Origin of the sequence: Serratia sp. CY38905 (genome assembly GCF_052168875.1) — a bacterium.
Taxonomy (GTDB): Bacteria; Pseudomonadota; Gammaproteobacteria; order Enterobacterales; family Enterobacteriaceae; genus Serratia; species Serratia sarumanii.
Genome location: NZ_JBJNLV010000001.1, coordinates 754,012 through 779,872, shown reverse-complemented (window position 1 = coordinate 779,872; position 25,861 = coordinate 754,012). Strand labels below are relative to the sequence as shown.

The following is a 25,861-nucleotide window of genomic DNA, read 5'->3' as shown; positions in this document are numbered from 1 at the left end:
TGCTATGGAAAGCCGCCCGGCGAAGCCGCAAGCTATGCCTCTGGGCAAGTTTGGAGGAACGCAGAATGAATGCAGAGATAAAACGCGGCTCGCTGGAGATGACGGCGGCGATGCTGATTTCCGGCTCCATCGGCTGGTTTGTGCTGATGTCCGGCCAGCCGGTGGTCAACGTGGTGTTTTGGCGCTGCGCGGTGGGGGCGCTGGTGCTGCTGGCGGTGTGCGGCGCGCTGGGGCAGCTGCGCCGCGATGTGCTGACGCGCGCCACGCTGCTGCTGGCGATCGCCGGTGGGGTGGCGCTGGTGATCAACTGGCTGCTGCTGTTTGCCGCCTATTCCTATGCCTCTATCTCCATCGCCACGGCGGTGTACAACACCCAGCCGTTTATGCTGGTGGGGCTGGGGGCGCTGTTTCTGGGGGAACGGCTGACCGCCCGCAAGCTGCTGTGGCTGGGGCTGGCGTTCGGCGGCATGATGCTGGTGGTACTGGCGCAGCCGCGGCAGGCGGGGGAACAGAGTCATTATTTGGCGGGTATCGCGCTGGCGCTCGGCGCGGCGTTTTTCTATGCCCTGATGGCGCTGGCGGCCAAGCGGCTGAAGGGCACGCCGCCGCATCTTATTGCGCTGATCCAGGTGGCGGTAGGGGCGGTGATGCTGTTGCCGCTGGTGGATTTCCACGTTTCGGCCAGCGCTGGGCAGTGGGGCATGCTGGCGACGCTCGGCGTGCTGCACACCGGCCTGATGTACGTGCTGATGTACGGCGCGCTGCAGAAGCTGCCGACCAACCTGATCGGCTCGCTGTCGTTCATCTACCCGATCGCCGCCATGCTGGTGGATCGCCTGGCGTTTGGCCACCAGCTGTCGGCCTGGCAGCTGTTGGGCGCGGCGATCATCCTGCTGGCGGCGGCGGGCATGAACCTGCTGGGCGAGCGGCGAGCGCGGCTGCTGCCGGCCTCGGACGGCCGGCGCGCCGGCTGATGCTCAGTTCGTTTTTTTCAGCCGGCGCCATAAGGTGGTGCGGCTGATCCCGAGCAATCGGGCGGCGGCGGCGTGGTCGCCTCCGCATCGCGCCAGCGCTTCGTGGGCGGAGACGGGCGCTGGCGGCGTCTCGGGCGGCGTGGCCGCCGCCAGCTCCGGCAGCAGCCAGCGCAGCGTCTCGCCGCTCGGCGCGGTGCCGGTGCTCAGCATCAGCGCCACCCGCTCCATCATGTTGCGCAGTTCGCGCAGGTTGCCGGGCCAGGCGTAATGACTCAGCGCGGCGTAACAGCCGGCCAGGGCGGCGCGCAGCGGCTCCGTCAGCGGCACGTCGAGCGCCGCCAGCGACCGCTTCAGAAAGTGTTCCGCCAGCATCGCGATATCGTCGCCGCGCGCCCGCAATGGCGGCAGCTGCAGCCGCAGGGCGCTCAGGCGGTAGAACAGATCGGCGCGAAAGCCGCCCCGTTGAATCGCCTGCTCCAGGTGGTTGTGGGTGGCGCTGATGACGCGAAAGTCGACCGCCACCGGCTGCTGCCCGCCGACCCGGGTGACGGCCTTCTCTTCCAGCGCGCGCAGCAGCCGGGTTTGCAGGTGCAGCGGCATTTCGCCGATCTCATCCAGAAACAGAGTGCCGCCGTTAGCGGTTTCCAGCAGTCCGCGTCGGCCGCCGCGCCGTGAGCCGGTAAAGGCGCCTTCCTCATAGCCGAACAGCTCCGCCTCCAGCAGCGATTCGGCGATGGCGCCGCAGTTGATGGCGACGAACGGCGGCGTCGCGCCCCTGGCCGGCGCGCCGCGCCGGGAAAAGTATTCCCGGTGGATAGCCTGCGCCGCCAGCTCCTTGCCGGTGCCGGTTTCTCCCTCAATTAATACCGCCGCCGGCGAGCGGGCGTACAGCATGATGGTGCGCCGCGTCTGCTCCATCTGCAGGGACTTGCCCTGCAAATCGCCCAGCCCGTAGCGCGGCTGCAGGGTATTGCGCGCGGCGTAATCGCCGCCGCGTTTGCCGCCGCCCAGCATCAGGCGCGTTACGTCCAGCGCATCGCTGAAGGCGGCGCGCAGGGTGGCGGCGGAATAGAGAAAAATGGCGGTGAGCCCGGCCTCTTCCGCCAACTCGCTGATGAGGCCCGCTCCAACCACGGCCTGAATGCCGGCGGCTTTCAGCTCGGCGATCTGGCCGCGCGCGTCCTCTTCGGTGACGTAGCTGCGCTGCTCCAGCGGCAGATCGAAGGTCTGCTGGAACTCCAGCAGCGCGGGCAGAGGGGTTTTATAGGTGATGACGCCGATCCGATCGGCGGTTCTGCGCGCCTTGCTCAGCGCCTGCAGCAGGTCGAAGCCGCCGGGCTTGACCAGGATGACCGGCACCGACAGGCGGCTTTTCAGGTAGGCGCCGTTGGAGCCGGCGGCGATGATGGCGTCGCAAGGCTCGGTAGCCAGGCGGGCGCGGATGTGCTGCACCGCCTCCTCAAAGCCGAGGCGGATCGGGATGATGGTCGCCAGATGGTCGAACTCGAGGCTGATGTCCCGGAACAGATCGAACAGGCGGGTGATGGAGACGGTCCAGATCACCGGTTTGTCCGGCGTGACGTGATCGCTCATGGTGGGTTACCGAATGGAAGTGGCTGCATTAGGTGTAGCCCGGTTTCAGTTATGTTTCAAATTTACTGCGTGAAACAGCAATTGAAACGTTAGCTGAAACGTTTTTTACCTCTTTGTCTGGCCAATGGCGCTGCAGATGTTGTAACTCGCTTATTTTTATCGATTTTAATTTTTCCCCTCACCGAAGTGCAACCTGGCCCGCCCCTTGCTCTGTCTGTTTCATCTGGCTAATCGGAGAAAACGTCATGACGCTGCGCTCACCCGGGCTCGCCTTTCGTCAGGCCCTGAGTAAAGAAAAACCCCTGCAAATCGCCGGCGCGATCAACGCCAACCATGCGCTGCTGGCCCAGCGGGCCGGATTCCAGGCCATCTACCTTTCCGGCGGCGGCGTGGCGGCCGGTTCGCTGGGGCTGCCGGATCTGGGCATTTCGACCCTGGGCGATGTGCTGACCGACATTCGCCGCATCACCGACGTTTGCCCGCTGCCGCTGCTGGTGGATGTGGACAGCGGTTTCGGCGCTTCGGCGTTCAACGTCGCCCGCACGGTGCGATCGGTGAGCAAGGCCGGGGCGGCGGCGCTGCATATCGAAGATCAGGTCGGCGCCAAGCGCTGCGGCCATCGCCCCAATAAGGCCATCGTTTCCACCGGAGAGATGGTGGATCGCATCAAGGCGGCGGTGGATGCGCGCAGCGATCCGGACTTCGTGATCATGGCGCGCACCGATGCGCTGGCGGTGGAGGGGCTGGAGGCGGCCATCGAGCGCGCTCAGGCTTACGTGGCGGCCGGAGCCGACATGCTGTTTCCGGAAGCGATCACCGAGCTGGGCATGTACCGCCGCTTTGCTGAGGCGACGCAGGTGCCGATCCTGGCCAACATCACCGAATTCGGCGCAACGCCGCTGTTTACCACCGACGAGCTGCGCAGCGCCCAGGTGGATATGGCGCTGTATCCGCTGTCGGCCTTCCGGGCGATGAACCGCGCGGCGGAGCGGGTGTACCGCGCTTTGCGCGAGGAGGGCACGCAGAAAAGCGTCATCGACACCATGCAGACCCGCAACGAGCTGTATGAAAGCATCAACTACTATTTGTTCGAAGAGAAACTCGACGCCCTGTTCGCTCGCCAGCGCGACGAATAGGCGCCATTCACGCACAAGCCAAACGAGGACGGTATGAGCCAAGCGATCCCCCCGCAAAGCCCGACTGGCGTTAAGCCGAAAAAATCCGTGGCGTTATCCGGCGTGCCCGCCGGGAATACCGCGCTGTGCTCCGTAGGGCGCAGCGGCAACGATCTGCACTATCGCGGTTACGACATTCTCGATCTCGCGCGCCACTGCGAGTTTGAAGAGGTTGCCCACCTGCTGATCCACGGCAAGTTGCCCAACCGCGATGAGCTACAGGCCTACAAACACCGTCTCAAAGCCCTGCGCGGCCTGCCCGCCAGCGTGCGCACGGTGCTCGAGGCGTTGCCTGCGGCGTCTCACCCGATGGACGTGATGCGTACCGGCGTCTCGGCCCTTGGCTGCACGCTGCCTGAAAAAGAGCAGCACGGCGCGGCCGGTGCGCGCGACATCGCCGACCGGCTGCTGGCGTCGCTGGGATCGATGCTGCTGTATTGGTATCACTACAGCCACAACGGCGAGCGCATTCAGCCGGAGACCGACGACGACTCCATCGGCGGCCACTTCCTGCACCTGCTGCACGGCGAAGCGCCTTCCGCCAGTTGGGAGCAGGCGATGCACGCGTCATTGATCCTGTACGCCGAGCATGAGTTCAACGCCTCGACCTTCGCCGGCCGGGTGATCGCCGGCACCGGATCCGACGTCTATTCGGCGATCGTCGGCGCCATTGGCGCGCTGCGTGGGCCGAAGCACGGCGGCGCCAACGAGGTGTCGCTGGAGATCCAGCAACGCTATGAAACGCCGGACGAAGCGGAGGCCGACATTCGCCGCCGCATCGACAACAAAGAGGTGGTGATCGGCTTCGGGCACCCGGTGTACACCGTCTCCGATCCGCGCCATCAGGTGATCAAAGAGATCGCGCTGCGCCTGTCGCGGGAGGCGGGGGCGATGAAGCTGTATGACATCGCCGATCGGCTGGAAAGCGTGATGCGCGACACCAAAAAGATGTTCCCCAACCTCGACTGGTTCTCGGCGGTGTCTTATCACCAGCTGGGGGTGCCCACCGAAATGTTCACGCCGCTGTTTGTCATGGCGCGGGTGAGCGGCTGGTCGGCGCACATCATCGAGCAACGGCAGGACAACAAAATCATTCGCCCGTCCGCCAACTATACCGGGCCGGAAGCGCGGGCGTTCGTACCGCTGGATCAGCGCTGAGCGCCGATCGCTATCGTGTCGTTTTCACTATGGAGCCTTTGGGAATCATGATGCTTGAGTCTGCCAACACCCGCCGTCCGCCGTTCGATCGCGAAATGGTCGATATCGTCGATTATGTGATGAAAGAGGCCGTCGATACCCCGGCGGCGTACCGCACCGCCCACTATTGCCTGCTCGATACCCTCGGCTGCGGGCTGGAGGCGCTGAGCTATCCGGCCTGCAAGAAACTGCTGGGGCCGGTGGTGCCGGGCGCCGAGGTGCTGAACGGTAGTCGGGTGCCGGGCACCCGCTTCCAGCTGGATCCGGTGCAGGCGGCGTTCAATATCGGCGCCATGATTCGCTGGCTCGACTTCAACGATACCTGGCTGGCGGCGGAGTGGGGGCACCCGTCGGACAACCTGGGCGGGATCCTGGCGGTGGCCGACTGGCTCTCGCGCCAGGCGGTGGCGGCGGGCAAAGCGCCGCTGACCATGCGGCAGGTGCTGATCGCCATGATCAAGGCGCATGAGATCCAGGGCTGCCTGGCGCTGGAAAATGCCTTTAACCGGGTGGGGTTGGATCACGTGCTGCTGGTGAAGGTGGCGTCCACCGCGGTGGTGGCGCAGATGCTCGGCCTGAGCCGGGCGGAGATCCTGAATGCGGTGTCGCTGGCGTGGGTGGACGGGCAGTCGCTGCGTACCTATCGCCATGCGCCGAACGCCGGCACCCGCAAATCCTGGGCTGCGGGGGATGCGACCGCGCGCGCGGTGCGGCTGGCGCTGATGGCCGCCACCGGCGAGATGGGCTATCCCTCGGCGCTGACGGCGCCGACCTGGGGGTTCTACGACGTCTCTTTCAACGGCAAACCTTTCCGCTTCCAGCGGCCGTACGGCGCGTACGTGATGGAGAACGTGCTGTTTAAAATTTCGTTCCCGGCGGAGTTCCATGCCCAGACCGCCGTGGAAGCGGCCATGACGCTGCATCGCCAGATGCAGGCCGCCGGTAAAACCGCCGCCGACATCGCCAGGGTGAGCATCCGCACCCACGAGGCCTGCCTGCGCATTATCGACAAGCAGGGGCCGCTGGATAACCCGGCGGATCGCGATCACTGCATTCAGTATATGGTGGCGATCCCGCTGCTGTTCGGCCGGCTGACGGCCGCGGACTACGAGGATCGGGTGGCCGAGGATCCGCGCATCGATGCGTTGCGCGGCAAGATCCGCTGCCATGAAGATCCCGCCTTCACCCGCGATTATCACGATCCGGAAAAACGCTCGATCGCCAATGCGCTGACGGTGGAGTTTACCGACGGCAGCCGTCTGGATGAGGTGGCGGTGGAGTATCCTATCGGCCATGCGCGGCGGCGCGAAGAGGGCATCCCGCTGCTGATCGAGAAGTTCAAAACCAACCTGGCGCGCCAGTTCCCGGCCCTGCAGCAGCAGCGCATTCTCGAGGTGTCGCTGGATCGGCAGCGGCTGGCGCAGATGCCGGTCAACGAGTACCTCGATTTGTGGGTGATCTGACGCGAGCGGCGCTGACAAGCCACGTCGGCGCCGCTATGATGGAGGCTCCATCCCCGTCCGTCTTATTATCAGGTGATTCATGATTGATGCCGCAACGCTGTTGTTGTTTTCCGGCGCCTGCGTGGCGCTGGCGCTGACCCCCGGCCCGGATATGCTGCTGATCGCTTCGCGCAGCGTCAGCCAGGGGCGGCGCGCCGGTTTCGCTTCGCTGGCGGGCATCCAGCTCGGCACGTACTGCCACGCGCTGGCGGCGGCGCTGGGGTTGTCGCAACTGTTCGTCGCCGTACCCCTGGCTTACGACGCGGTGAGAATGTTGGGCGCGGCCTATCTGCTCTATCTGGCGTGGAAAACGCTGCGATCCGGCAGCAGTCTGCAGGCTTCCGCCGGGTTGCAGGCGGTGCCGACGGCGCGCATTTTCCGTCAGGGATTGTTCACCAACATCCTCAACCCGAAGATGGCGCTGTTCGTGCTGGCGCTGTTCCCGCAGTTTATCGATCCGCGCGCCGGCTCGGTGGTGGTGCAGATGCTGGCGCTGGCGACGGTGCTGAATCTGGTCGGCTTGCTGATTAACGGCGGGGTGATCCTGGCGGTCAGCGGCATGAAAAGCCGTTTCGCCGGCCGCCGTTTCAGCGCCCGCTGGCCGAACTACCTGCTGAGCGGCGTATTCGCCGGGCTGGCCTGCAAACTCATTTTCGACAGCCGTCGTTAATCCTCACGCAGCAGCGCTTCAAACGCCGCGCTGGCCGGTTCGTCCGGCAGCGCGCTGTACATCACCAGCCGCAGGTGGTTCTCTTCGTCGACGATGAAAGAGGCATGGTCAAAGGTGACCGGGCCGATCTCCGGGACGACGAAGCTGCGCCGCCCCTGACAGCGTCCGTGAATATCATGCTGCCGCCAGAGCTGGCGGAACTGCGGCGATACCTGCTCCAGCGCCTGTACCCGTTGGCGCATCACCTCATCCTCCGGCGCACGGGCGTAGTCGCGGCGGAAGCTGGCCAGGATTTGCGGCGCCTGCGCCCGCCACTCCAGCAGGCGCGCATTAAGCTGCGGATCGGCAAACAGCATCCACAACATGTTGCGCTCTTGCGCCGGGCGCTCGCCGATGGCGAACAGCCGCTGCGCCGCCGGATTCCAGGCGATGATGTCCCAACTGAGGTTCATGACGTAGGCCGGCCGCAGCGCCAAATCGTCCAGCAGACGCCGCACCAACGGCGAAACCTGGCACCACTGATGCCCAACCGGCACCGGCGGGCGCTGATGCGCCAATAAGAACAGGTGGTAGCGGCCGGCGGCGTCGAGCTGCAGCACCCGCGCCAGATTTTCCAAAAACGTCACCGACGCATTGATTTCCCTGCCTTGCTCCAGCCAGGTGTACCAGGTGAGGCCGACGCCGGCCAGCGCCGCCACCTCCTCGCGCCGCAAGCCCGGCGTGCGGCGGCGGCTGCCGCTCGGCAAGCCGACTGCCTCCGGCGACAGTTGTTCTCGCTTTTGCCGCAGAAAATCCCCCAGTTCGTGGCGGGTGCGTTCGAGGGTGCGTGGGGGCATGTCGGCCGTCCTGTTGCTGTCAGTAATAGTATAAATGGCTATATAGTAACAGTTTAAACTCTATTCCATACTGCGACCATCATAATCTCTGGAGGTGGTATGGAACATTCATTATCTGTTGAACGGCGGGGATTGCCCGGCCTGCCGGTGCTGCTGTTGGGCGGTTTCGTCACGGTGTTCGATCTGTTTGTGGTCAACGTGGCGGCGCCGGTGATCCAGCGAGAATTCGCCGCTGATTTTGCCGGCGTCGGGTTGATCGTCGCCGGTTATGAACTGGCGTTCGGGGTGCTGTTGATCGCCGGCGGGCGTCTGGGCGATCGCTTCGGACGTCGGCGTCTGTTCAGCCTCGGCATGCTGGGATTCACGCTGACTTCATTGCTGTGCGGGTTGGCGGGATCGCTCAGCCTGCTGATCGCCGCGCGTATTCTGCAGGGGGCGGCGGCGGCGCTGCTGTTTCCGCAAATTTACGCCTTGATGCGGGTGCTGTACGAGCCGCAACAGCGGCGGCGCGCCTTCGCCTGGCTGGGCATGACGCTGGGGCTGGCGGCGATCTTCGGCCAGATCCTCGGTGGTTTTATCATCGAGGCCAACCTGTTCGGCAGCGGCTGGCGCATGATCTTTCTGATTAATCTGCCGATCGGCGCGCTGGCGCTGTGGGCGGCGCGGCGCATTCCCGAATCGCGGATGGCGCAGGCGCAGCGGCTGGACGGCGTTGGCCTGGGGCTGGCGGCGACCGGCCTGTCGCTGTTGCTGCTGCCGCTGCTGGAAGGGCCGGCGCGCGGCTGGCCGTGGTGGATCGCGCCGATGTTGGCGCTGGCAATGCTGACGCTGTGGGGCTTCCTGCGTTGGGAGCGCCGTCTGGCGCAGCGCGGCGACGATGCGGTGCTCGATCCGGCGCTGTTCCGCCAGGCGGGCTTCGCGCCTGGTATGGCGGTGGTGCTGGCGATTTATGCCACCGCTTCCTCGTTTTTCTTGTGTTTCGCGCTGCTGCTGCAGGCGGGGGCGGGGCTGACGCCTTTTCAGGCGGGCAGCCTGTTCGCCCCGGCCAGCGCGGCCTTTATGCTGGCGTCGATGTTGGCGCCCCGGCTGGCGCTGCGTTGGGGCAACCGTGCGTTGAGCGCGGGCGTGGCCATTTACGCCGCCGGGCTGGCGCTGCTGATGGCGCAGGCGCTGTGGGGCGCGGCGCTGGCGCATCCGCTGCGGCTGCTGCCGGGGTTGGTGGTGCTGGGATTCGGCCAGGCGCTGAGCATGACGCCGCTGCTGAATCTGGTGCTCGGTTTGGCGCACGAGCGGCAGGCGGGCATGGCGGCGGGGCTGGTTGCCACCGTGCAGCAGGTGGGGGGCGCGCTGGGCATCGTGGTCAGCGGCGTCGGTTTCGTGCCGCTGCTGGCGCACGGCGGCGCGGCGGAGCGCTATGCCGAGGCCTTTGCCGGCGCCATGGTATTTAATCTGTTGGCGATGGGCGTCGCCCTGATCTTGTTAAACCGGATCACGCGAAATAGTCAGAAAGCGGATCTTAAGTAGGCCGCCGGCGGGTGCTTTACTGTCGTCATGATGAGAGAGCGTAAGGAGCCACACTGATGTTTCAACCCGCCGCATTTCGCGAAGACGATCTGGATGCCCAACTGGCGCTGGTGCGCGCCCACCCGTTGGGGCTGCTGGTCAGCCACGGCGAGCAGGGATTGACGGCCGATCCGCTGCCGTTTTTGGCCGATGTCGAACAGGGGCAGATCCGGCTGCGGGCGCACCTGGCGCGCGCCAACGAGCACTGGCGGCGGCTGCAGCACGCGGCGGAATGCCTGGTGATTTTTCAGGGGTTGGAGGGCTATGTGTCGCCCGGCTGGTATCCGAGCAAGCGCCAGACCGGCAAGGTGGTGCCGACCTGGAATTACAGCGTGGTGCAGCTGTATGGCGTACCGACGGTGACGGACGACCCGGCATGGCTGCGGCGCCAGCTGATCGATCTGACCGCGCAGCAGGAAGGAGGGCGCCCGGCGCCCTGGCGGCTCGACGATGCGCCGGCCAACTACATCACCGCGCAGCTTAAAGGCATCGTCGGTATCGAGATCGCCGTCACCCGGCGCGAAGGCAAATGGAAGATGAGCCAAAACCGCAGCGCCGACGATGCCGATGGGGTGATCGCCGGGCTGCGCGACGGCGATGAAACGCAGCGGCGGCTGGCGGAGGAGGTTGAGCGGCGGCGCGGATAGGGTATGCTAACCGAAGAGTGAGCAAGGGGAACCTTCGGATGGATTACACCAAAATTATCAAAGAAATAGGCCGCGGCAAAAACCATGCGCGCGACCTGGACCGGCAGACCGCCTTTGAGCTGTATCAGGCGATGCTGGCCGGGGCGATCCCCGAGCTGGAGCTGGGCGGCATTCTGATCGCGCTGCGCATCAAGGGCGAAGCCGAGGAGGAGATGCTGGGCTTCTACCAGGCGATGCAGCAGCAGGTGTTGCCGCTGCAGGCGCCGCAGGGGCGGCCGCTGCCGGTGGTGCTGCCGAGCTATAACGGCGCGCGCAAGCAGGCCAACCTGACGCCGCTGCTGGCGCTGCTGCTCGCGAAAGTGGGCCTGCCGGTGGTGGTGCACGGCGTGCTGGACGACAGCACCCGCGTGACCAGCGCCGAGATTTTCCGCGCCCTGGGGTTGCCGTGGTCGGAACAGGCCGTTCACGCCCAGCAGCGTCTCGATAACGGCGAGGCAGTGTTCATGCCGGTTTCCACGCTGTCGGCGCCGCTGGCGCGGCAGCTCGGGCTGCGTTGGCGCATGGGGGTGCGCAACAGCGCCCATACGCTGGCCAAGCTGGCGACGCCGTTCGGCGAACAGGATGCGCTGCGCCTCGCCAGCGTCTCACATCCGGAGTATGTCGGCCGGGTGGCGTCGTTTTTCCGCCAGATCGGCGCCCGCGGGCTGTTGATGCACGGCACCGAAGGCGAAGCCTACGCCAACCCGCTGCGCTGCCCGCAGATTCACCATATCGTCGGCGGCGAACAGCGCGTGTTGCTGGAGCGCACCTTGCAGGATGAAACGCCGACGTTGCCGGCGGCGAAAGACGCGGAAACCACCGCGCGCTGGACCGAGCGCTGCCTGGCGGGCGAGGTGGCGATCCCGCAGGCCATCCAGCGGCAGGTCGCCTGTTGCCTGGTGGCCGCCGGCGAGAGCGAAACGCTGGAACAGGGGCTGCAGCGCCTGCGTCAGGCCTGAGCGCGACTATACTGGGATATTTCCTCATCGGCAGAGAAGGACGGTTATGCAACAGGCTCTCGATTACTTCAATCAATTGAACCAGGATTACCTCGACGTACACCGCGCCAAAGAAGAGCTGTTCTGGCAAAACTACATGGGCACCGGCGGTGAAGAGGTGTCGGCGCGCTTTGCCGCCGCGGAAAGCGCCTATAAGCGCTTTATCGCCGAACCGCGCCGGCTGGCGGAGATCCGCAATCTGCTGGCCGGATTGGAAACGCTGCCGCAGACGGCGCAGCGCGAGGCGCTGATCCACGGCCTGCAAGGTTGGCTGCGTTTCTTCGACTGCAACGCCATTGAAGATCCGCAGGCGCAGGCGCTGTTGGATCGGATCATCCACGCCGAATCCGATCTCTACTCGCGCCGCAAGGGCTATCAGGTTACGCATCTGAACGCCGAAGGCCGGCGGGTGGCGGCCTCGCTCGGCGAGCTGTTGACCAACCAGGCGACCAACCCGAACGAAGACTACCGCCGCAGCTCGCAGCAGGCGCTGCGCGATCTGGAGCAATGGCTGCTGCATAACGGCCTGCCGGAACTGATTAGCTTGCGCAACCGCTTTGCGCGCCAGATGGGCTATCGCAACTATTTCGACTACAAGGTGAACAAAACCGAGCGCATGACGCCGGAGCAGCTGTTCGCCATTCTGGATCGCTTCGAGCGGGAAACCCGCGAGGCCAACGCGCGCAGCCTGCAGCAACTGGCGGCCGACAAGGGCAGCCAGGCGCTGGAGCCGTGGAACGTGCGCTTTGCCAGCGCCGGCGACGTCACCCGCCAACTGGATCCTTACTTCCCGTTTTCGCGTTCGCTGGAACGCTGGGTCGACAGCTTCAAACGCCTGCACATCGGCTTTGGCGGCGCCGAGATGAACCTCGATCTGCTGGTGCGCAAAGGCAAGTATGAGAACGGCTTTATGCACGGCCCGGTGCCGCCGTTTGTGCGCCAGGGGGAATGGGTGCCGGCGCGCATCAATTTCACCAGCCTGGCGCAGCCGGGGCAGGTGGGAAGCGGCGCTTACGGGCTCAACACGCTGTTCCACGAGGGCGGCCACGCGGCGCATTTCGCCAACATTCGCCAGAATGCGCCGTGCTTCTCGCAGGAATTCCCACCGACCTCGATGGCCTATGCCGAAACCCAGTCGATGTTCTGCGACAGCCTGCTGGACGACGCCGACTGGTTGAAACGCTATGCGAAAAACGCCGCCGGCGAAGCGGTGCCCGATGCGCTGATCGAAGCCGGTATCGCGGCGCGCCAGCCGATGCGCGCGTTCAACGAACGCCATATCCTGCTGGTGCCGTACTTCGAGTGGGCGCTGTATCAGTGGGATGACGAACAGCGCACGCCGGAAGCCATCACCGCGCTGGCGCGCGAGGTCGAGCAGAAGATCCTCGGCATCAGCGGCAGCCCGCGCCCGACGCTGGCGATCCCGCACCTGCTGTCGCTGGAGTCCGCCTGCTCTTATCAGGGTTATCTGCTGGCGATGATGGCGGTGGAACAAACCCGCCAGTTCTTCCTGCAGCGCGACGGTTACCTGACGGACAACCCGGCCATCGGCCCGGATCTGGCGCAACACTATTGGTTGCCGGGCAACAGCGTCAGCCATGATGACACGCTGCGCAGCCTGACCGGCGAAGGGTTCAACCCGGACTCTCTGGCGCAGGCCTGTAACCAGACGGTGGCGCAGGCGTGGCGCGAGGCGCAGCAGACGATGGCCGCCGCCGCCGCGCGCCCGCAGCCGCCGGCGGATTTCGATTTGGAGGCGCATATTCGGGTGGTGGACGGTGAGACGGTATTGGCGGACAACGCCGACGGCGACGAACGGATGTGTCGCGATTTCGCCGCGGCGATAGAGGCGCGTTTGGTTTAAGGCTGACAATAAAAAAATCCACGCGGCAGCGTGGATTTTATTTAATGATAAAATCTGGGCGTTATTTTATTCGAAATAGACGTCGGGATTATCGGCCAGGGAAACGAAGCTCTTGGTGTTTCTATCCAGCGTACGAATTTCGCCGCTTTCGATGTCGTACACCCAGCCGTGCAGGCGCAGCCCGCTGTTGCGCAGACCCACCGCAACGGAAGGGTGGGTTTTGATATTATTTAGCTGGGCGATAACGTTCTCTTCCACCATAGCGTTAACTTTGTCTGTTTCGCTATTCCAGGTTTTCTTCTCGACCACCGCTTTGGCCGCATCCGCGTAGTGCAGCCAGTGGGCTACCGCAGGCATGGGATCGAGGCACTGACAGGACGCGATAGCCTTCATGGCGCCACAGTTCGAGTGGCCACAAATCACGATATCAGTGACGCCCAGCGCCACTACCGCGTATTCGATGGTCGCAGAAACCCCACCCGGCTCCGGGCCAAAGGAAGGAACGATGTTACCGGCGTTGCGAATAACGAACAGTTGCCCAGGCTCTTGCTGCGTCACCAGCTCGGGCACCAGGCGGCTGTCAGAACAGGAGATAAACAGCGCTTTAGGATTTTGGCTGGAGGCCAGGCTGCGAAAGAGTTCCTTACGCTGCGGGAAAATCTCTTTCTGGAAACTGAGGAAACCTTCAATGATATGTTGCATACAACGCTCTCTGCATCTGTAGTCTGCGTAATATGATAATCATCCTCTTCCGTTAGTCCAGCAATGGCACGGTAAAAAAATGTGTGTACATATCCCCTGTAAAACCCATTAAATACGGGGTTTAAACCCGTTTCAGGCAGCATTGTCCGGTTCGCTTACGCGTGGGTTGCTGATAAAGCGGGTGGCAAAAAACCGGCTGTCGTGCCCATGCAGCGCTGACGCAAGCGAAGATAAAAAAGCCCGCCGGGGTGATAGCCGGCGGGCTTTTTGGCGTCTGGGGCGGTGATTATTTGTAGATAACCGCGGTGGCGTGCATCAGGTTGTTACCGCTGGTGGAAGTGATGGTGAAGGCCTTGGCGCCTGCGGCATCGGCTTTGGCGGCCAGTTGAGACTTCAGGCTGCTCAGGTCGGTTGCGCCGCTGGCGACGATCACGCCGGCTTTTTCGAATTGGGCGGCATCCTGGGCGCTGACGTGTTCAGCGGCGAAAGTGGTGAAAGAAACGGTGGCCAGGGCGATAGCGGCAGCAAAAGTTTTGATGGTTTTCATGTTCGTCATTCCTGTCAAAGTGAATTAGGGAGAAAGGGGTTTGCCTTTCGATGGGAAGATTATTGCGCAGTGACAGGCGGGATGAAATCGGAGAGTGTTGATGGTTTATTTCAGTTTTTTTGATTATTTATTCCCCCGTTCATCTTCTGCCTAAACGGGGGAGACGATCAGCGCGTCGGGCGCGCCAGATCGAAACGGTGCTGTTCGGAAATGCCATAGTAGGCGGTCGGGCCGCCGGCGCGCAGAATAGGTTCGGCAGCGGCGGTCTGGTAGACGCCGTGTTCGTCCAGCAGCGCCGGATCGAGGTGCACCGCCACCACCTCGCCCAATACCAGCCAGGTTTCCACCTGTTCGCCGGCGGCGGTTTGCAGCTGAATGCACTGGGTCAGCCGGCATTCGAAGTTAACCGGGCTTTCGGCCACGCGCTCGGCTTTGACCCGGCGCCCGGGCAGCGGCGTGACGCCGGCGAAGGCGAATTCATCCTCGCCGCGCGGCAGGGGGATGGAACTGTTGTTCATCGCTTCCGCCAGCGGGCGCGTCGCCAGGTTCCAGACGAATTCGCCGGTTTCCACGATATTCGCCACGCTGTCTTTCCAGCCGGTGCTGGCGAAACCGACGATCGGCGGACGGTAGTTGAAGCAGTTGAAAAAGCTGTAGGGCGCCAGATTGCGCAAGCCGGCGGCGCTGCGGGAAGAGATCCAGCCGATGGGGCGCGGGCCGACGATGGCGTTCAGCGGATCGTGCGGCAGGCCGTGGCCGGCGGCGGGTTCATAATAATAACGAGATTCACGGCTCATGGGGGATCCTGTGGCAATCGATGAGGTTTTCATTGTGCCGGGTTTCCCGCCGCTGCGCCATTGCGGGCGGGATGTGTTATCTTACGCGCCGGAAATACCTTCAAGAGAGCCCGTCACGGTGGAAAAAAAGAAAACCTTCCCGCAGCAGAAAAGCGGCCTGCATCCGCGCAACCGTCATCGTTCACGCTATGACTTCCCGGCGCTGATCGCCAGCTGCCCGGCGTTGGCGCCGTTCGTAAAACCGAACGCCTGGGGCGATGTGTCGGTGGACTTCGCCGATCCGGCGGCGGTGAAAATGCTCAACCGTGCGTTGCTGCAGCACTTTTACGGCATCGAACACTGGGATATTCTGGCGGACTACCTGTGCCCGCCGATCCCCGGCCGCGCCGATTATCTGCACCACCTGGCGGATCTGCTGGCGACCAGCAACGGCGGCGAGATCCCGCGCGGCAAGGGCGTGGCGATCCTCGACGTCGGCGTCGGCGCCAACTGCATTTACCCGATCGTCGGCCTGCGCGAATACGGCTGGCGTTTCACCGGGTCTGAAATCGATTCGGTGTCGCTCAACGCGGCCAAAATGATCGTCGAGATGAACCCGACGCTGCGCAACAGCGTGCGTCTGCGGTTGCAAAAACAGCCTGAGCTGATTTTTAGCGGCATCATCGGCGCGGCCGAGAAATTTGACGCCACCCTGTGCAACCCGCCGTTCCACGCGTCCGAGCAGGAAGCGCGCGCCAGCACCCGCCGCAAGCTGCATAAATTGGGCAAAGGGGAAGTGGCCGACAAGCCGGTACAAAACTTCGGCGGCAAGAACAACGAACTGTGGTGTGAAGGCGGCGAAGAAGCCTTCGTGAGCAAGATGGTGGAAGAGAGCGTCGGCAAGGCCAACAACTGCCTGTGGTTCACTTCGCTCATCTCGAAAAACACCACGCTGCCGGCCATCTACCATGCGTTGAAGGTGGCGGGCGCGGCCGAGGTGCGCACCATCGAGATGGCGCAAGGGCAGAAGATCAGCCGCTTTGTCGCCTGGACCTTCCACGACGCCGAGCAACAGGCCGCCTGGGCAGCCGAACGCTGGCGCTAATCCTTCCGGTGCCTCGGTATGGGAGCAAAGTCCCATACCGAGGGCCGGTTTTCCCCGTTTTATTGACTTATCGCATCAGCATTTCTTAACTGTAGAAATACCAATAAAACCCATTCAGGCAGTGTGCAATGTCTCTTTTCACGATGCAGGAGACAGGCCGCGGTGCAGCCATGCCGCGAACGTAATCCATCACACTGACGGGATTTATTATGATTCCTTTAGCTACGCAACAAGAGGTCGGCGCCTTAATTATCGGCATTTTCGGGCGTTTGCCGACGGCGGCGGAAATCGATTACTACGACAGCGCATTTGATATCGGCAGCCAGCCGCCCGCCTATATGGCCAGTATTTTAATGAGCCAACCCGATGCCGCTTGGATGAGCGGCCAAAGCGAATACGACATTCTCAGCCAGGTTTATTTCTCCGTTTACAATACCGCTCCCGATCCGGATTACATCAATGCCTTGCTGCAGCAGGGGCATTTCAACAGCGCTGTCGCCAGCGTTGTCATCGAACTCTTCAACTATCTGGGGGACGATCCGGTAATGCTGGCGCAGCGTGATGCGCTCGATCAGCGCATTGCAGAAGGTTTGTATCCCGGCACTGCAGCCGATGCCGCCGGCGGAAGCGGCGACGCGCAGGCGATGTTTTATCTGCTGCGAGCGCCCTGGCAGACCGATGAAATTGCCCATGACGGCAAGCTGCTCAATCAGGGGGGCAATCTGGCGGCGTTGGCGCAGAGCAAGATTGCCACCCTGCCAATCAACGATCTTTCCGATCATGACTTCATTTTGCATCTGTTCGCTCAGGGATTTGAACGGCCACCGACGGCTCCTGAACTTGCCACTTACCAGCAACGACTGGCGGAGGGCGCGACGCGTGGCGATCTGCTGGTGGATATGATCGCGCAGTTGCGCGGGGTGGTGGCGCCGGAAGATGCTGCGGCTCAACAGCATTTCAATGCGGCGGGCCAGGAATATTCGCCGGGCGAACTGCCGGCGACCGAGTATCTGGAGCAGATAGCGGCGCTGTTCCGTGCATTGCCCGAACGGGCGATGGACAGCGCCTCGCTGGACAATTGGAGCAAGACGCTGGCCTCCGGCACGTTGAGCTATACCGAATTGGTCACGGCCCTTCTGGCGACGCCGGAATTTCAGGCGCAGGTCGGTGGTTTGCAGGGCGACGACTTTATTCAGCACGTCTATCAGGCGGTGCATGGCCGGGCGGCGGATGAACAGCAGCTGGAACACTATCGGGCATTGGGCGGCGACAAGGCACTGGTCACGCAGGCGGTGATTGCCGATCTGATCAATGCGCCGCCGGCAGGTGACGTTCAGTATGAACAGTGGATGTTCGCGCGCGATGTCGGCGCCAGCCTGGCGTATAAAACGACCGCTTCTCTCGCCACCAGCGAGGGCGGCGGCAACGCGTCGGGTACGGTGAATACGCATGCTCACCATACGCTGAGCAATGCGGAAATCGCCGTGCTGTTCAGGGTATTCCTGCATGCTGACGCGGACGTCATGGTTGACCTGAGCTATGCCTCGCAGCTTTCTTATCTGATCGTCAATGGCGACGCTGCGGCGGATATCTGGCTGCATAATAACCCTGCGGCTCGGTATGGGGTGGACATGACGGTAAACAATGCCAATGTGATAATGCATGGCACCTATGGCGACGATCGGGTGCAGCTCACCTCGCAGGCCGACCTCGCCGCCGCCCAAGGGCACTTTTATCTGAACAACGGTAATGACAGTCTGCTGTGGGGAGGCAATGCCGATGGCGGCGCCAATCATGTGGGGTGGGTGTTCAGCGCCGATGGCGGTGACGGGCACGATATTTTGTCCGCCAACCTGATCGTCAAAATGACCTCGACGCTCGATCTTTTTGGCGCGCGCATCAGTACGGTGAGCAGCAACGCCGCCAATTTCAGTCATTTCGAACAGATAGATATGGCGGGTTATATCGGCCAGGCGGAAGCCACGTTGACGCAAATCGGTTGGAACGGTTACAGCACGAAAGCGCTGGCGACGAGTGCTCATGTGTTTGACTACGGGGTATTGAGTGGCAACGCCACCGTAGAGGGAACGGACGGCGGGACGATCGTACAGAGCTGGGCGGCGCAGGCGCTTGGCCGTGAGGGATTACTGTTGTCCGGCCGGGCGGATAACGTCAAGGTGATTAACGCCAATGCCGATGCGGCACGCCTTGAAATCAGCGGCATCGGCGATCATGCGGACAGCCGGCTGGAGATAGCCTTCCTTGAGAATGCCACCGATCGTTTCGACCTGTTGTTCTCCGGGCGCGGTAACGCCGGCTCATTGGCGCTTGACTCGTATGGCGATGAAAACCCATTGACACTGATCGCCATCACCACCGGCGCCTGGGGAAATGGCGCGCTGACGCTGACGGGGCAAAATGATCAGGTGCAAGACATTACGTTGTCCGGCGGCGCGAATTTCAACCTGACGCTGACCGAGGGGTATACTCAGGTCCGCCTGGTTGACGCTTCGGCCTTCGCCGGTAATGGGTTCACCCTGACGTCCTCTCATGGCGGCAGCGGTGACGGCACGATCATTCAAATGTTGGATTCGCTGCCGTTAAGTGGTGACACGCAGGCCAAATTGGCGCCGCTGCTGGAAGATCTTGGGCTACAGGGCGAACAGCTGCTGGTCAAAGGCGGGGGAGGCAGCGATCAATTTAACGTGCTGGGAGACACGACGATCGTGGCCGGCGCAGGGAAAAGCCACGTGACGCTGCACAGCAGCACGGCGGCGTCAGGCGTGACGTTAAAAGACTTTTCGCTGACGCAGGGCAGCATCGACGATGTGCTCTCAGGCCTGCGGATCGTTCATGGTACCGGCGGCGGCGCGCTGGCAGATTATGGCGTCAGCGATGCGCAAGGCGTGGAGGCGAGAATCGGCGCCCTGACGGCCGAACAAGGAAGCAGTGCCAGCCAGCTGTTGGCCGCGTTGCTCGATCTCGGCCAGCCCGGCGCGTTGAGCGCCAAGGTCGGGGTCAGTAGCGTTCTCGGCGGGCAAAACAGCAGCTATCTCATTGTCGATAACAATGATGACCACCGTCTGGATGAAGCGGACAGCGTCATCCTGCTTTTGGGACAGGATCATCAAAGTTTGCTCAACGAACTGCGCTATGTTCCGGAAATCATGCTCAACGGCACGGTGGTTGAGCCGGAGCCTCTGGTCGCGTAAGGGCAATGTTTTAGCTCAACGGCGCCGGTTATCCTGCCGGCGCCGATAAAAATCCGCATTTTACCTTTCAATTTTCATCACTTACGTTATTCTCAATACGGAATTAATAATAAAAATCTTAGGTTGTTGGTTTATTTAAATTCGAATAATTACTTTACTGAATAAATAAATTTAATCCGGTTAATAGCAATAACCAGAAGGAACGGCGCTGCCCGTTCCTTCCGCGATGGCACGTCTGCGTGTGGGCGCGGCATGTGGCCAGGCAAAAATAAGAAAAGCGCCATCATCTGCCACAAGGACTACACCTTATGCTGTTACGATTCAGTCAGTTAACTACCCACAAAGGCGCCGAACTGAGCGCGATAGAACACGCCGTTCCGATGATCGTATTCTCGCCCGACGGCACGGTATTGCGCGCCAACGATCTTTTCCTCAACACGCTGGGATTTCAACGCGATGACGTGATAGGCCGGCATCACCGTATTTTCTGCGATCCGAACTATGTTGCCAGCCCGCTGTACCGCAAACATTGGGAGACGCTGAATAAGGGCCAACCCATCACGGACACCATAAAGCGCATCGCGAAAAACGGGGAGGCGGTGTGGCTGCAAGGCACCTATGCGCCGGTGCTGAATAAACAGGGTAAGGTGGTGGAGATCGTCAAGATCGCCAGCGAAGTGACCGAGCGAGTGACCCAGGCGCAGGAGCATCGCAGCCTGCTGGCGGCGCTGAATCGATCGATGGCGATGATCGCTTTCACGCCGCAGGGCACCATCGTCAGCGCCAACGACAATATGCTGGCGCTGATGGGCTATCGGCTGGAAGAGGCGTGCGGGCAGTCGCATGCGGTGCTGTGCCCGCCGGAGTTCGCCAATTCCGACGATTATCGGCGGCATTGGCAGCGCCTGGCGCGCGGTGAGTTCATCACCGGGCGTTTTGAGCGCCTCAACCGGCGCGGCGAACGGGTATGGCTGGAGGCCAGTTACAACCCGATCCTCGACAACGAAGGCCAGGTGGTGAAGGTGGTGAAGATTGCCCAGGACATCACCCGGCTGATGCAACAGCAGCAGCATGAAGAAGAGATGGTGCGCAACGCGCATCATCTGTCGCTCGATACCGACCGGCAGGCGGCGCAGGGCGCGATTATCGTGCAGCAGGCGGTGAAAGGCATGCAGCAGGTCGAAGCGGCGGCGCGCGAAACCTCGGACGTGGTCACCGAGCTGGGCAAGTGTTCTCAGCAGATCGGCACCATCGTCGAAGCCATTCGTAAAATCGCCTCCCAAACCAACCTGCTGGCGATTAACGCCTCGATCGAAGCCGCCCACGCCGGCGAGCACGGGCGCGGTTTTGCGGTGGTGGCCAACGAAGTGCGCACGCTGGCGGAACAGTCTCGCAAGGCGGCGACCGAGATCGAACGCATGACCAAGTCCATCCAGCAAGGCGTGGCGGCGGCGATTGCCGGCATGGCAACCTGCGTAGAGCAGGCCGGCGGCGGCGTGGCGCTGACCCATGACGCCGGTGAAGTGATCAACCAGGTCAACATCGGCATGCACGACGTCGTGAAGCTGATGCAGGCGTTCACGTCGGTGAAGCAGGGCGACGCGCTGCACTGAATGGTCCGGCCCCGTACCGGACGGGGCCTGAAAGCTAGCGTTCGGCGGGCGGTTCCTGCGGCTGCGGCGCGCGGGAGATCTGCATCGCCTGCTGCGGCATGCCGATGCCGGCCCGATCGAAATGGATTTTCACCAGCCGATCGAGGGCGTACTGCACCACCCACTGTTTCAGCGCCTGCGTGCGCACCGTTACGCGGGTGGTGAACGATCGGTCGCCCAGCGCCACCACGCCGTTGAAGACCGGCTCGCCAATCAGGAAATGCTTCACCTGTTCATCCTGTTTCAGCGCCGCGACGGCCTGATGCAGCACCTCATTGACCCGATCGATGTCCTCGTCGCGGCTGACGGTGTAGTTGGCGCGATACACTCCGAATTCACGCGCATAGTTGGCCAGCGTGGTGATCGAGGAGTACGGCACGATGTGGTAGACGCCGTAGTCGTCGCGCAGGCCGATCGAGCGGATGGTCATGCGCTCCACGGTGCCGGTGATGCCGCTGACGGTGACATATTCGCCGGTGTTCATGCCGTTTTCGAACTGGATGAACACGCCGGTGATCACGTCTTTCACCAGCGTCTGGGCGCCGAAGCTGATGGCCAGCCCCAGCGCGCCGGCGCCCGCCAGCAGCGGCGCGATGTTCAGCCCCACCTGCGACAGCACGATCATCACGGTAATGGTGCTGATAACGATGGCCAGCACGTTGCGAAACAGCGTCAGCAGCGTGCGTTCGCGTGCGCTCGGCCGCACGCCGTTGCTCAGTTCCAGCGCCAGGCGGTGCTCGATGATGCTGGCCATCAGCGTCCAGCTGAAGACGGCGATCAGCAGGATCAGCAGGATATGCACCAGCCCGCCGAGCGTTCGCTGGCCATTTTCGCTGCCCGCCCACTGGTACAGGTTGATCAGGTGCCAGGCATCGAGCAGGAACAGCGTCACTGCCAGCACCACCATCACCCGCAGTATCTTCAGCCCGTTGGGGATGTAGGAGTTGATGCGCCGCTCGAGCATCGGATAGCGCAGATTAACGTCGGTCGGCAGCGAAATGCGGCGGAAAATCCAGCGGGTCAGCATGCCGGACAGCAGAGCGCCGACGCCGACCACCAGCAGGCTTTTCACCGTGGCGCTCATCATAAAGCGCAGGCTGTTGCCGATGTCGAACTGGGACAGCACGAACAACACCAGAAAATAGGCGATCGCCAGCAGATGCCAGATATGCCCCAGGCCGCGCAGGATCGCGCTGAAAAACGCCATCGACCGTTCGGCCAGCAGGTTGATCTGTTGCTGTATCGGCTTGCGGTTGTGCAGGATCAGCCAGATGGCGTACAGCGTCAGCGCCAGCATCACCACCAGATTGACGGCGGCGGCGGCCGGGTAGCTGATCTGCACCGCCACCACCGGCACCACCACCATCAGGCCGTAGCCGATCAGGCCGCTGAGCCAGGCGAGGCGCGTGTTCCAGTAGCGCGCGCTCTGGTCGCTGAAGGGGAAGGGGCGCAGGTAGTCGAAGTTGGGAGCGAAAATCAGCCGCAGCACCGCTTTGAAAAACTCAATCACCGCGAAGGCGCTGAGAAACAGGGTCTGCAGCCGCAGAATGGTGGCGCTGTCGGCGTGGACGTGGCGGGCGAACAGGTTGCCCGCCGCCAGCGCCAGCAGCAGCACCAGCAGATCGACGGCGAAAGCGCCGAGAATGGCGGCGGGGCGCTTATACCACGGGCCGCGCTGTAGCCGCGCGTTGTGCCCCCAGCTGCCCATGCGTTTGTACAGCGGCGCGATCAGCCGCCGGATCAGGTGGAACAGCGCAAAGGTGACCGCCACCGTCAGCAGAAAGTAACCCAGCGCGCGGAAAAAGCCGGCGGGATTGAAAATGCGCTTCGGGCCGGAGTCGATCAGCTTTTGCAGCGCGCCGAGCTTCTGGTTAAAGGTGCCGATGCCTTCCTGCGCCAGAGAGTTCAGGCTGTCGCTCAGCGTGGCCGGCGTTGATTCCTCCGGCGTTGTTGGGGCGGCGGCGGGGGCGTCGCCGGCGGCCTGTTTCAGGTGGTTGATGAGTGCCGCGCGCGCTTTGTCGTCTTGCAGCAGATCGGCCAGCGCGGCGTAGGCGGCCTTCTGCTGCTCGCTCTTGTCGGCGGGCGCGGGCGGCGCGTTTTGCGCCAGCGCCGGTGGTGCGAAGACGTTCAGGGTCAGCAACAGCAGCAGGAAAAGCAGGTGTTCTCGCAGATGAGAACCTCGTCGGGAGTCTGCGTTTGGCGGCATTGTTCCTCTCTTTAGCGTTCTGTGATCGGCGGATGTCAGAGCAATACGATGAAAAACAATGAATATAGTAGGAAAGGTGGCGCGATGTGGCGTGGGAACGCGTGCGGAATGAAAGCGGCGGGCGCGTGGCGCGCCCGCCGTGAAACCGCCAGGATCAGGATACGTGCTGCAGGAACTCCTGCAGACGCGGGCTGGGCGGATGGTTGATCAGGTCGTGCGGGTTGCCGTCTTCGGCAATCCGGCCCTTATCGATAAAGATCAGGCGCGACGCCACTTTTTCGGCAAAGCCGACTTCGTGGGTGACGATGACCATCGTCATGCCTTCCTCGGCCAGATCCTGCATCACCTTCAGCACTTCGTGGCGCAATTCCGGATCGAGCGCGGAGGTCGGCTCGTCGAACAGCATCATTTTCGGCTTCACCGCCAGCGCGCGCGCAATCGCCACGCGCTGCTGCTGCCCGCCCGACAGTTCGGACGGATAGTGGTGGGCACGCTCCGCCAGACCGACCTTGGCCAGCAGCTCGCGCGCCAGCTTTTCCGCATCGGACTTCTTCGCGCCGCGCACGCGGATCGGGCCGAAGGCGACGTTTTCCAGCGCCGTCAGGTGCGGGAACAGGTAGAACTGTTGGAACACCATGCCGGCTTCCTGGCGGATCAACCGATCGTCCACTTTCGGATCGTTGGCTTTCAGGCCGTCGACGATCAGATCGCCGCTGGTGACCTCTTCCAGCTTGTTGATGCAGCGCAGCAGGGTGGATTTGCCGGAGCCGGACGGCCCGATGATCACCACCACTTCGCCTTTGTCGATCTTCAAATCGATGTTATGCAGCACCTGGGTTTGGCCAAAATGCTTGGAGACGTTTTTAAATTCAATCACAGGATTTTCATCCTTCTTTCCAGACGACGCAGCACGAAGCTCAGCACCAGGGTAATAATCAGATAGATAACCGCCACGGCGCTCCAGATTTCCAGCGCGCGGAAGTTACCGGCAATAATTTCCTGACCCTGACGGGTCAGCTCCGCCACGCCGATCACGATGAACAGCGAGGTGTCTTTGATGCTGATGATCCACTGGTTGCCCAGCGGCGGCAGCATGCGGCGCAGCGCCAGCGGCATAATGACGTAGCGGATGGTTTCGCGGCGCGACAGGCCGAGCGCCAGGCCGGCCTCGCGGAAACCGTTATGAATCGACAGCACCGCGCCGCGGGTGATTTCCGCAATGTAGGCGCCGGAGTTGATCATGATGGTCACCACCGCCGCGGTGAACGGATCGATGCGCAAATCGGTGAACGCCATCGGCAGGGCGAAGTAGATGAACATCACCTGCACCACGATCGGCGTGCCGCGGATCACTTCGATAAACACCAACGCGATGTGGTTGGCGATCCAACCGCCGTAGGTGCGGGCAAAGCCGGCGACGAGGCCGATGATCAGGCCGCCAATCAGACCGAGGACCGAAATCCACAGGGTCATTTTGGCGCCCTCTAACAAGATAGGAATGGCGGGCCAGATGGCGCTCCAGTCGAACTGCATGATATTTCTCCCGGTGATCCCGAACGTGGGTATCAGATACAACGAAGCGCAGGGGGGTAAGCGCCCCCTGTGCTTAAGTTAATAGCTTGCCAAATTCACAGCTTACTTAGGTTCGGTGCCGAACCACTTCTTGTAGATCTCGTTATAGGTGCCGTTCTCACGCAGGGTTTTCAGCGCGCCGTTCACCTTCTCGCGCAGCTCGTCGCTGCCTTTAGGGAAGGCGATGCCATACTGCTGTGCTTCCAGCGAATCGCCTACGGTTTTGAACTTGCCGGCGCCGGCCGTCTTGATGAAGTACAGGATGTTTGGCGTGTCGTGCAGCACCGCATCGGCGCGCTTGGTGCCCAGCTCCATGTAGGCGTTGTCGATGTTAGGGAACTGACGCAGATCCTTGGTTTTGATGTGCTGCTTGGCGTAATCCACCGAGCCGGTGCCGCTCTTCACCGCCACCACTTTGCCGTTCAGATCGTCGATGCTTTTCACGCTGTTGTTGTCGGCGTTGACCATCACCAGCAGGCCGCTCTTGTAGTAGCCGTCGGAGAAGTCGATGGCTTTCTTGCGCTCATCGGTGATGGTGATGCCGGCCAGCGCCAGATCGACGTTTTTGGTCTGCAGCGCCGGAATGATGCCGCCGAAGTCCATTGGCTTCAGGGTGTAGTCCAGCTTCAGCTCTTTGGCGACGGCGGCCCACAGGTCGATGTCGAAGCCGACGTATTTGTCGCCTTGTTTGAACTCAAAAGGAACGAAAGCGGTGTCGGTGGCGACCACCAGTTTGTCTGCTGCGTGGGAACTTACGGCAAAGGCCAGAGAGAGTGCGGCCAGGGAGACTTTAAAAATCGACTTCATGAGAGGAATTCCTGTACAGGTTGCGGATTACCCATTTTTTATATTGCAGTTGGTGCCATGAAAAAATCGTGCCATGTTTTCAACTACTATAAAAACAAAGAGTTATTGCGTGATGTTGTGCCGTAAAGGCGAATTGTTATGGTTATGCACCAACGTGAGGCACCAAAATGGTGCGTAAGAATTATCTTGGTGCATGGGGCTATCATTAACCAAACTTTGGCTGT

Annotated in this window: 21 protein-coding genes; 12 read left to right on the top strand and 9 right to left on the bottom strand. The window is 62.3% G+C overall.

Features of this window, described 5'->3' with window-relative positions:
* The first annotated feature begins 65 nt into the window (after positions 1-65).
* A complete protein-coding gene (locus tag ACJ8MK_RS03885; RefSeq protein ID WP_442517514.1) occupies positions 66-974 on the top strand; it encodes a DMT family transporter in 909 nt (302 codons plus the stop codon).
* Positions 975-977: 3 nt separating this feature from the next.
* Here ACJ8MK_RS03885 and prpR read toward each other — a convergent pair whose 3' ends face one another.
* Positions 978-2,567, bottom strand: a complete 1,590-nt coding sequence (gene prpR / locus ACJ8MK_RS03880) for a propionate catabolism operon regulatory protein PrpR (protein WP_442517513.1) — start codon at positions 2,565-2,567, stop codon at positions 978-980.
* Between the two features lie 245 nt (positions 2,568-2,812).
* On the opposite strand from prpR, the gene prpB reads away from it, so the two are divergent.
* From prpB to ACJ8MK_RS03860, 4 genes are all read left to right on the top strand, one after another.
* Positions 2,813-3,703 carry a methylisocitrate lyase gene (prpB, locus tag ACJ8MK_RS03875; RefSeq protein ID WP_308333099.1) on the top strand — a complete coding sequence of 297 codons (891 nt, stop codon included), beginning with the start codon at positions 2,813-2,815 and terminating at the stop codon, positions 3,701-3,703.
* Between the two features lie 33 nt (positions 3,704-3,736).
* The gene (prpC, locus tag ACJ8MK_RS03870; RefSeq protein ID WP_033646891.1) at positions 3,737-4,900 is read left to right on the top strand and encodes a bifunctional 2-methylcitrate synthase/citrate synthase; all 1,164 of its coding nucleotides are present in this window, start codon (positions 3,737-3,739) and stop codon (positions 4,898-4,900) included.
* A 50-nt stretch (positions 4,901-4,950) separates the two neighbouring features.
* Positions 4,951-6,402 (top strand): bifunctional 2-methylcitrate dehydratase/aconitate hydratase, encoded by a 1,452-nt coding sequence (locus ACJ8MK_RS03865; protein ID WP_442517606.1) that lies wholly within the window; start codon positions 4,951-4,953, stop codon positions 6,400-6,402.
* Between the two features lie 79 nt (positions 6,403-6,481).
* Positions 6,482-7,111, top strand: coding sequence for a LysE family translocator (locus tag ACJ8MK_RS03860; RefSeq protein WP_025302070.1), 630 nt, complete (start codon positions 6,482-6,484; stop codon positions 7,109-7,111).
* Here the strand turns inward: ACJ8MK_RS03860 and ACJ8MK_RS03855 are convergent.
* The gene (locus tag ACJ8MK_RS03855) at positions 7,108-7,947 is read right to left on the bottom strand and encodes a helix-turn-helix transcriptional regulator (RefSeq protein WP_442517512.1); all 840 of its coding nucleotides are present in this window, start codon (positions 7,945-7,947) and stop codon (positions 7,108-7,110) included. The genes ACJ8MK_RS03860 and ACJ8MK_RS03855 overlap by 4 nt on opposite strands.
* A gap of 99 nt (positions 7,948-8,046) precedes the next feature.
* Here ACJ8MK_RS03855 and ACJ8MK_RS03850 point away from each other — a divergent pair, with 99 nt between their 5' ends.
* From ACJ8MK_RS03850 to ACJ8MK_RS03835, 4 genes are read left to right on the top strand one after another with little or no spacing between them, the layout of a single operon-like run.
* Complete coding sequence (locus ACJ8MK_RS03850; protein WP_442517511.1) at positions 8,047-9,471, top strand: MFS transporter; 1,425 nt, start codon at positions 8,047-8,049, stop codon at positions 9,469-9,471.
* Positions 9,472-9,527: 56 nt separating this feature from the next.
* Positions 9,528-10,157, top strand: coding sequence for an FMN-binding negative transcriptional regulator (locus ACJ8MK_RS03845; RefSeq protein ID WP_060429008.1), 630 nt, complete (start codon positions 9,528-9,530; stop codon positions 10,155-10,157).
* A 38-nt stretch (positions 10,158-10,195) separates the two neighbouring features.
* Complete coding sequence (ybiB, locus tag ACJ8MK_RS03840) at positions 10,196-11,155, top strand: DNA-binding protein YbiB (RefSeq protein ID WP_442517510.1); 960 nt, start codon at positions 10,196-10,198, stop codon at positions 11,153-11,155.
* Between the two features lie 46 nt (positions 11,156-11,201).
* A complete protein-coding gene (locus ACJ8MK_RS03835; protein ID WP_442517509.1) occupies positions 11,202-13,058 on the top strand; it encodes a M3 family metallopeptidase in 1,857 nt (618 codons plus the stop codon).
* Between the two features lie 66 nt (positions 13,059-13,124).
* Here ACJ8MK_RS03835 and ACJ8MK_RS03830 read toward each other — a convergent pair whose 3' ends face one another.
* The 3 genes from ACJ8MK_RS03830 to ACJ8MK_RS03820 all read right to left on the bottom strand — a co-directional run bounded on the left by ACJ8MK_RS03830 (position 13,125) and on the right by ACJ8MK_RS03820 (position 15,104).
* Entirely contained in the window at positions 13,125-13,760 is a 636-nt protein-coding gene (locus ACJ8MK_RS03830) for a carbonic anhydrase (protein WP_004939270.1), read from the bottom strand.
* 286 nt (positions 13,761-14,046) lie between these two features.
* Positions 14,047-14,307, bottom strand: a complete 261-nt coding sequence (gene bhsA, locus ACJ8MK_RS03825) for a multiple stress resistance protein BhsA (protein WP_015377148.1) — start codon at positions 14,305-14,307, stop codon at positions 14,047-14,049.
* A 167-nt stretch (positions 14,308-14,474) separates the two neighbouring features.
* Positions 14,475-15,104 carry a flavin reductase family protein gene (locus ACJ8MK_RS03820; RefSeq protein ID WP_033646882.1) on the bottom strand — a complete coding sequence of 210 codons (630 nt, stop codon included), beginning with the start codon at positions 15,102-15,104 and terminating at the stop codon, positions 14,475-14,477.
* 118 nt (positions 15,105-15,222) lie between these two features.
* Between ACJ8MK_RS03820 and rlmF the strand changes: the two genes are divergently transcribed.
* From rlmF to ACJ8MK_RS03805, 3 genes are all read left to right on the top strand, one after another.
* A complete protein-coding gene (gene rlmF, locus ACJ8MK_RS03815) occupies positions 15,223-16,188 on the top strand; it encodes a 23S rRNA (adenine(1618)-N(6))-methyltransferase RlmF (protein ID WP_442517508.1) in 966 nt (321 codons plus the stop codon).
* A gap of 209 nt (positions 16,189-16,397) precedes the next feature.
* Positions 16,398-19,400 (top strand): DUF4214 domain-containing protein, encoded by a 3,003-nt coding sequence (locus tag ACJ8MK_RS03810; protein WP_442517507.1) that lies wholly within the window; start codon positions 16,398-16,400, stop codon positions 19,398-19,400.
* 308 nt (positions 19,401-19,708) lie between these two features.
* A complete protein-coding gene (locus tag ACJ8MK_RS03805; protein WP_033653405.1) occupies positions 19,709-21,013 on the top strand; it encodes a methyl-accepting chemotaxis protein in 1,305 nt (434 codons plus the stop codon).
* A gap of 34 nt (positions 21,014-21,047) precedes the next feature.
* Here ACJ8MK_RS03805 and ybiO read toward each other — a convergent pair whose 3' ends face one another.
* From ybiO to glnH, 4 genes are all read right to left on the bottom strand, one after another.
* Complete coding sequence (gene ybiO, locus ACJ8MK_RS03800; RefSeq protein ID WP_101427946.1) at positions 21,048-23,258, bottom strand: mechanosensitive channel protein; 2,211 nt, start codon at positions 23,256-23,258, stop codon at positions 21,048-21,050.
* 154 nt (positions 23,259-23,412) lie between these two features.
* Positions 23,413-24,135, bottom strand: coding sequence for a glutamine ABC transporter ATP-binding protein GlnQ (gene glnQ / locus ACJ8MK_RS03795; protein WP_004939230.1), 723 nt, complete (start codon positions 24,133-24,135; stop codon positions 23,413-23,415).
* Entirely contained in the window at positions 24,132-24,791 is a 660-nt protein-coding gene (glnP, locus tag ACJ8MK_RS03790; protein WP_004939229.1) for a glutamine ABC transporter permease GlnP, read from the bottom strand. The genes glnQ and glnP overlap by 4 nt, the downstream gene beginning before the upstream one ends.
* 102 nt (positions 24,792-24,893) lie before the next feature.
* Positions 24,894-25,637, bottom strand: coding sequence for a glutamine ABC transporter substrate-binding protein GlnH (gene glnH / locus ACJ8MK_RS03785; protein ID WP_004939223.1), 744 nt, complete (start codon positions 25,635-25,637; stop codon positions 24,894-24,896).
* Between the last annotated feature and the right edge of the window lie 224 nt (positions 25,638-25,861).

What these genes read in the sequence shown, in the direction of transcription:
- prpC (WP_033646891.1), top strand. Translation starts at nt 3,737, where the DNA reads ATGAGCCAAGCGATCCCCCCGCAAAGCCCGACTGGCGTTAAGCCGAAA.
- glnP (WP_004939229.1), bottom strand. Translation starts at nt 24,791, where the DNA reads ATGCAGTTCGACTGGAGCGCCATCTGGCCCGCCATTCCTATCTTGTTA.
- ACJ8MK_RS03835 (WP_442517509.1), top strand. Translation starts at nt 11,202, where the DNA reads ATGCAACAGGCTCTCGATTACTTCAATCAATTGAACCAGGATTACCTC.
- ACJ8MK_RS03855 (WP_442517512.1), bottom strand. Translation starts at nt 7,947, where the DNA reads ATGCCCCCACGCACCCTCGAACGCACCCGCCACGAACTGGGGGATTTT.
- ACJ8MK_RS03845 (WP_060429008.1), top strand. Translation starts at nt 9,528, where the DNA reads ATGTTTCAACCCGCCGCATTTCGCGAAGACGATCTGGATGCCCAACTG.
- ACJ8MK_RS03850 (WP_442517511.1), top strand. Translation starts at nt 8,047, where the DNA reads ATGGAACATTCATTATCTGTTGAACGGCGGGGATTGCCCGGCCTGCCG.
- ACJ8MK_RS03830 (WP_004939270.1), bottom strand. Translation starts at nt 13,760, where the DNA reads ATGCAACATATCATTGAAGGTTTCCTCAGTTTCCAGAAAGAGATTTTC.
- prpR (WP_442517513.1), bottom strand. Translation starts at nt 2,567, where the DNA reads ATGAGCGATCACGTCACGCCGGACAAACCGGTGATCTGGACCGTCTCC.
- ybiB (WP_442517510.1), top strand. Translation starts at nt 10,196, where the DNA reads ATGGATTACACCAAAATTATCAAAGAAATAGGCCGCGGCAAAAACCAT.
- bhsA (WP_015377148.1), bottom strand. Translation starts at nt 14,307, where the DNA reads ATGAAAACCATCAAAACTTTTGCTGCCGCTATCGCCCTGGCCACCGTT.
- ACJ8MK_RS03810 (WP_442517507.1), top strand. Translation starts at nt 16,398, where the DNA reads ATGATTCCTTTAGCTACGCAACAAGAGGTCGGCGCCTTAATTATCGGC.
- glnH (WP_004939223.1), bottom strand. Translation starts at nt 25,637, where the DNA reads ATGAAGTCGATTTTTAAAGTCTCCCTGGCCGCACTCTCTCTGGCCTTT.
- ybiO (WP_101427946.1), bottom strand. Translation starts at nt 23,258, where the DNA reads ATGCCGCCAAACGCAGACTCCCGACGAGGTTCTCATCTGCGAGAACAC.
- ACJ8MK_RS03820 (WP_033646882.1), bottom strand. Translation starts at nt 15,104, where the DNA reads ATGAGCCGTGAATCTCGTTATTATTATGAACCCGCCGCCGGCCACGGC.
- prpB (WP_308333099.1), top strand. Translation starts at nt 2,813, where the DNA reads ATGACGCTGCGCTCACCCGGGCTCGCCTTTCGTCAGGCCCTGAGTAAA.
- ACJ8MK_RS03805 (WP_033653405.1), top strand. Translation starts at nt 19,709, where the DNA reads ATGCTGTTACGATTCAGTCAGTTAACTACCCACAAAGGCGCCGAACTG.
- ACJ8MK_RS03860 (WP_025302070.1), top strand. Translation starts at nt 6,482, where the DNA reads ATGATTGATGCCGCAACGCTGTTGTTGTTTTCCGGCGCCTGCGTGGCG.
- ACJ8MK_RS03885 (WP_442517514.1), top strand. Translation starts at nt 66, where the DNA reads ATGAATGCAGAGATAAAACGCGGCTCGCTGGAGATGACGGCGGCGATG.
- ACJ8MK_RS03865 (WP_442517606.1), top strand. Translation starts at nt 4,951, where the DNA reads ATGCTTGAGTCTGCCAACACCCGCCGTCCGCCGTTCGATCGCGAAATG.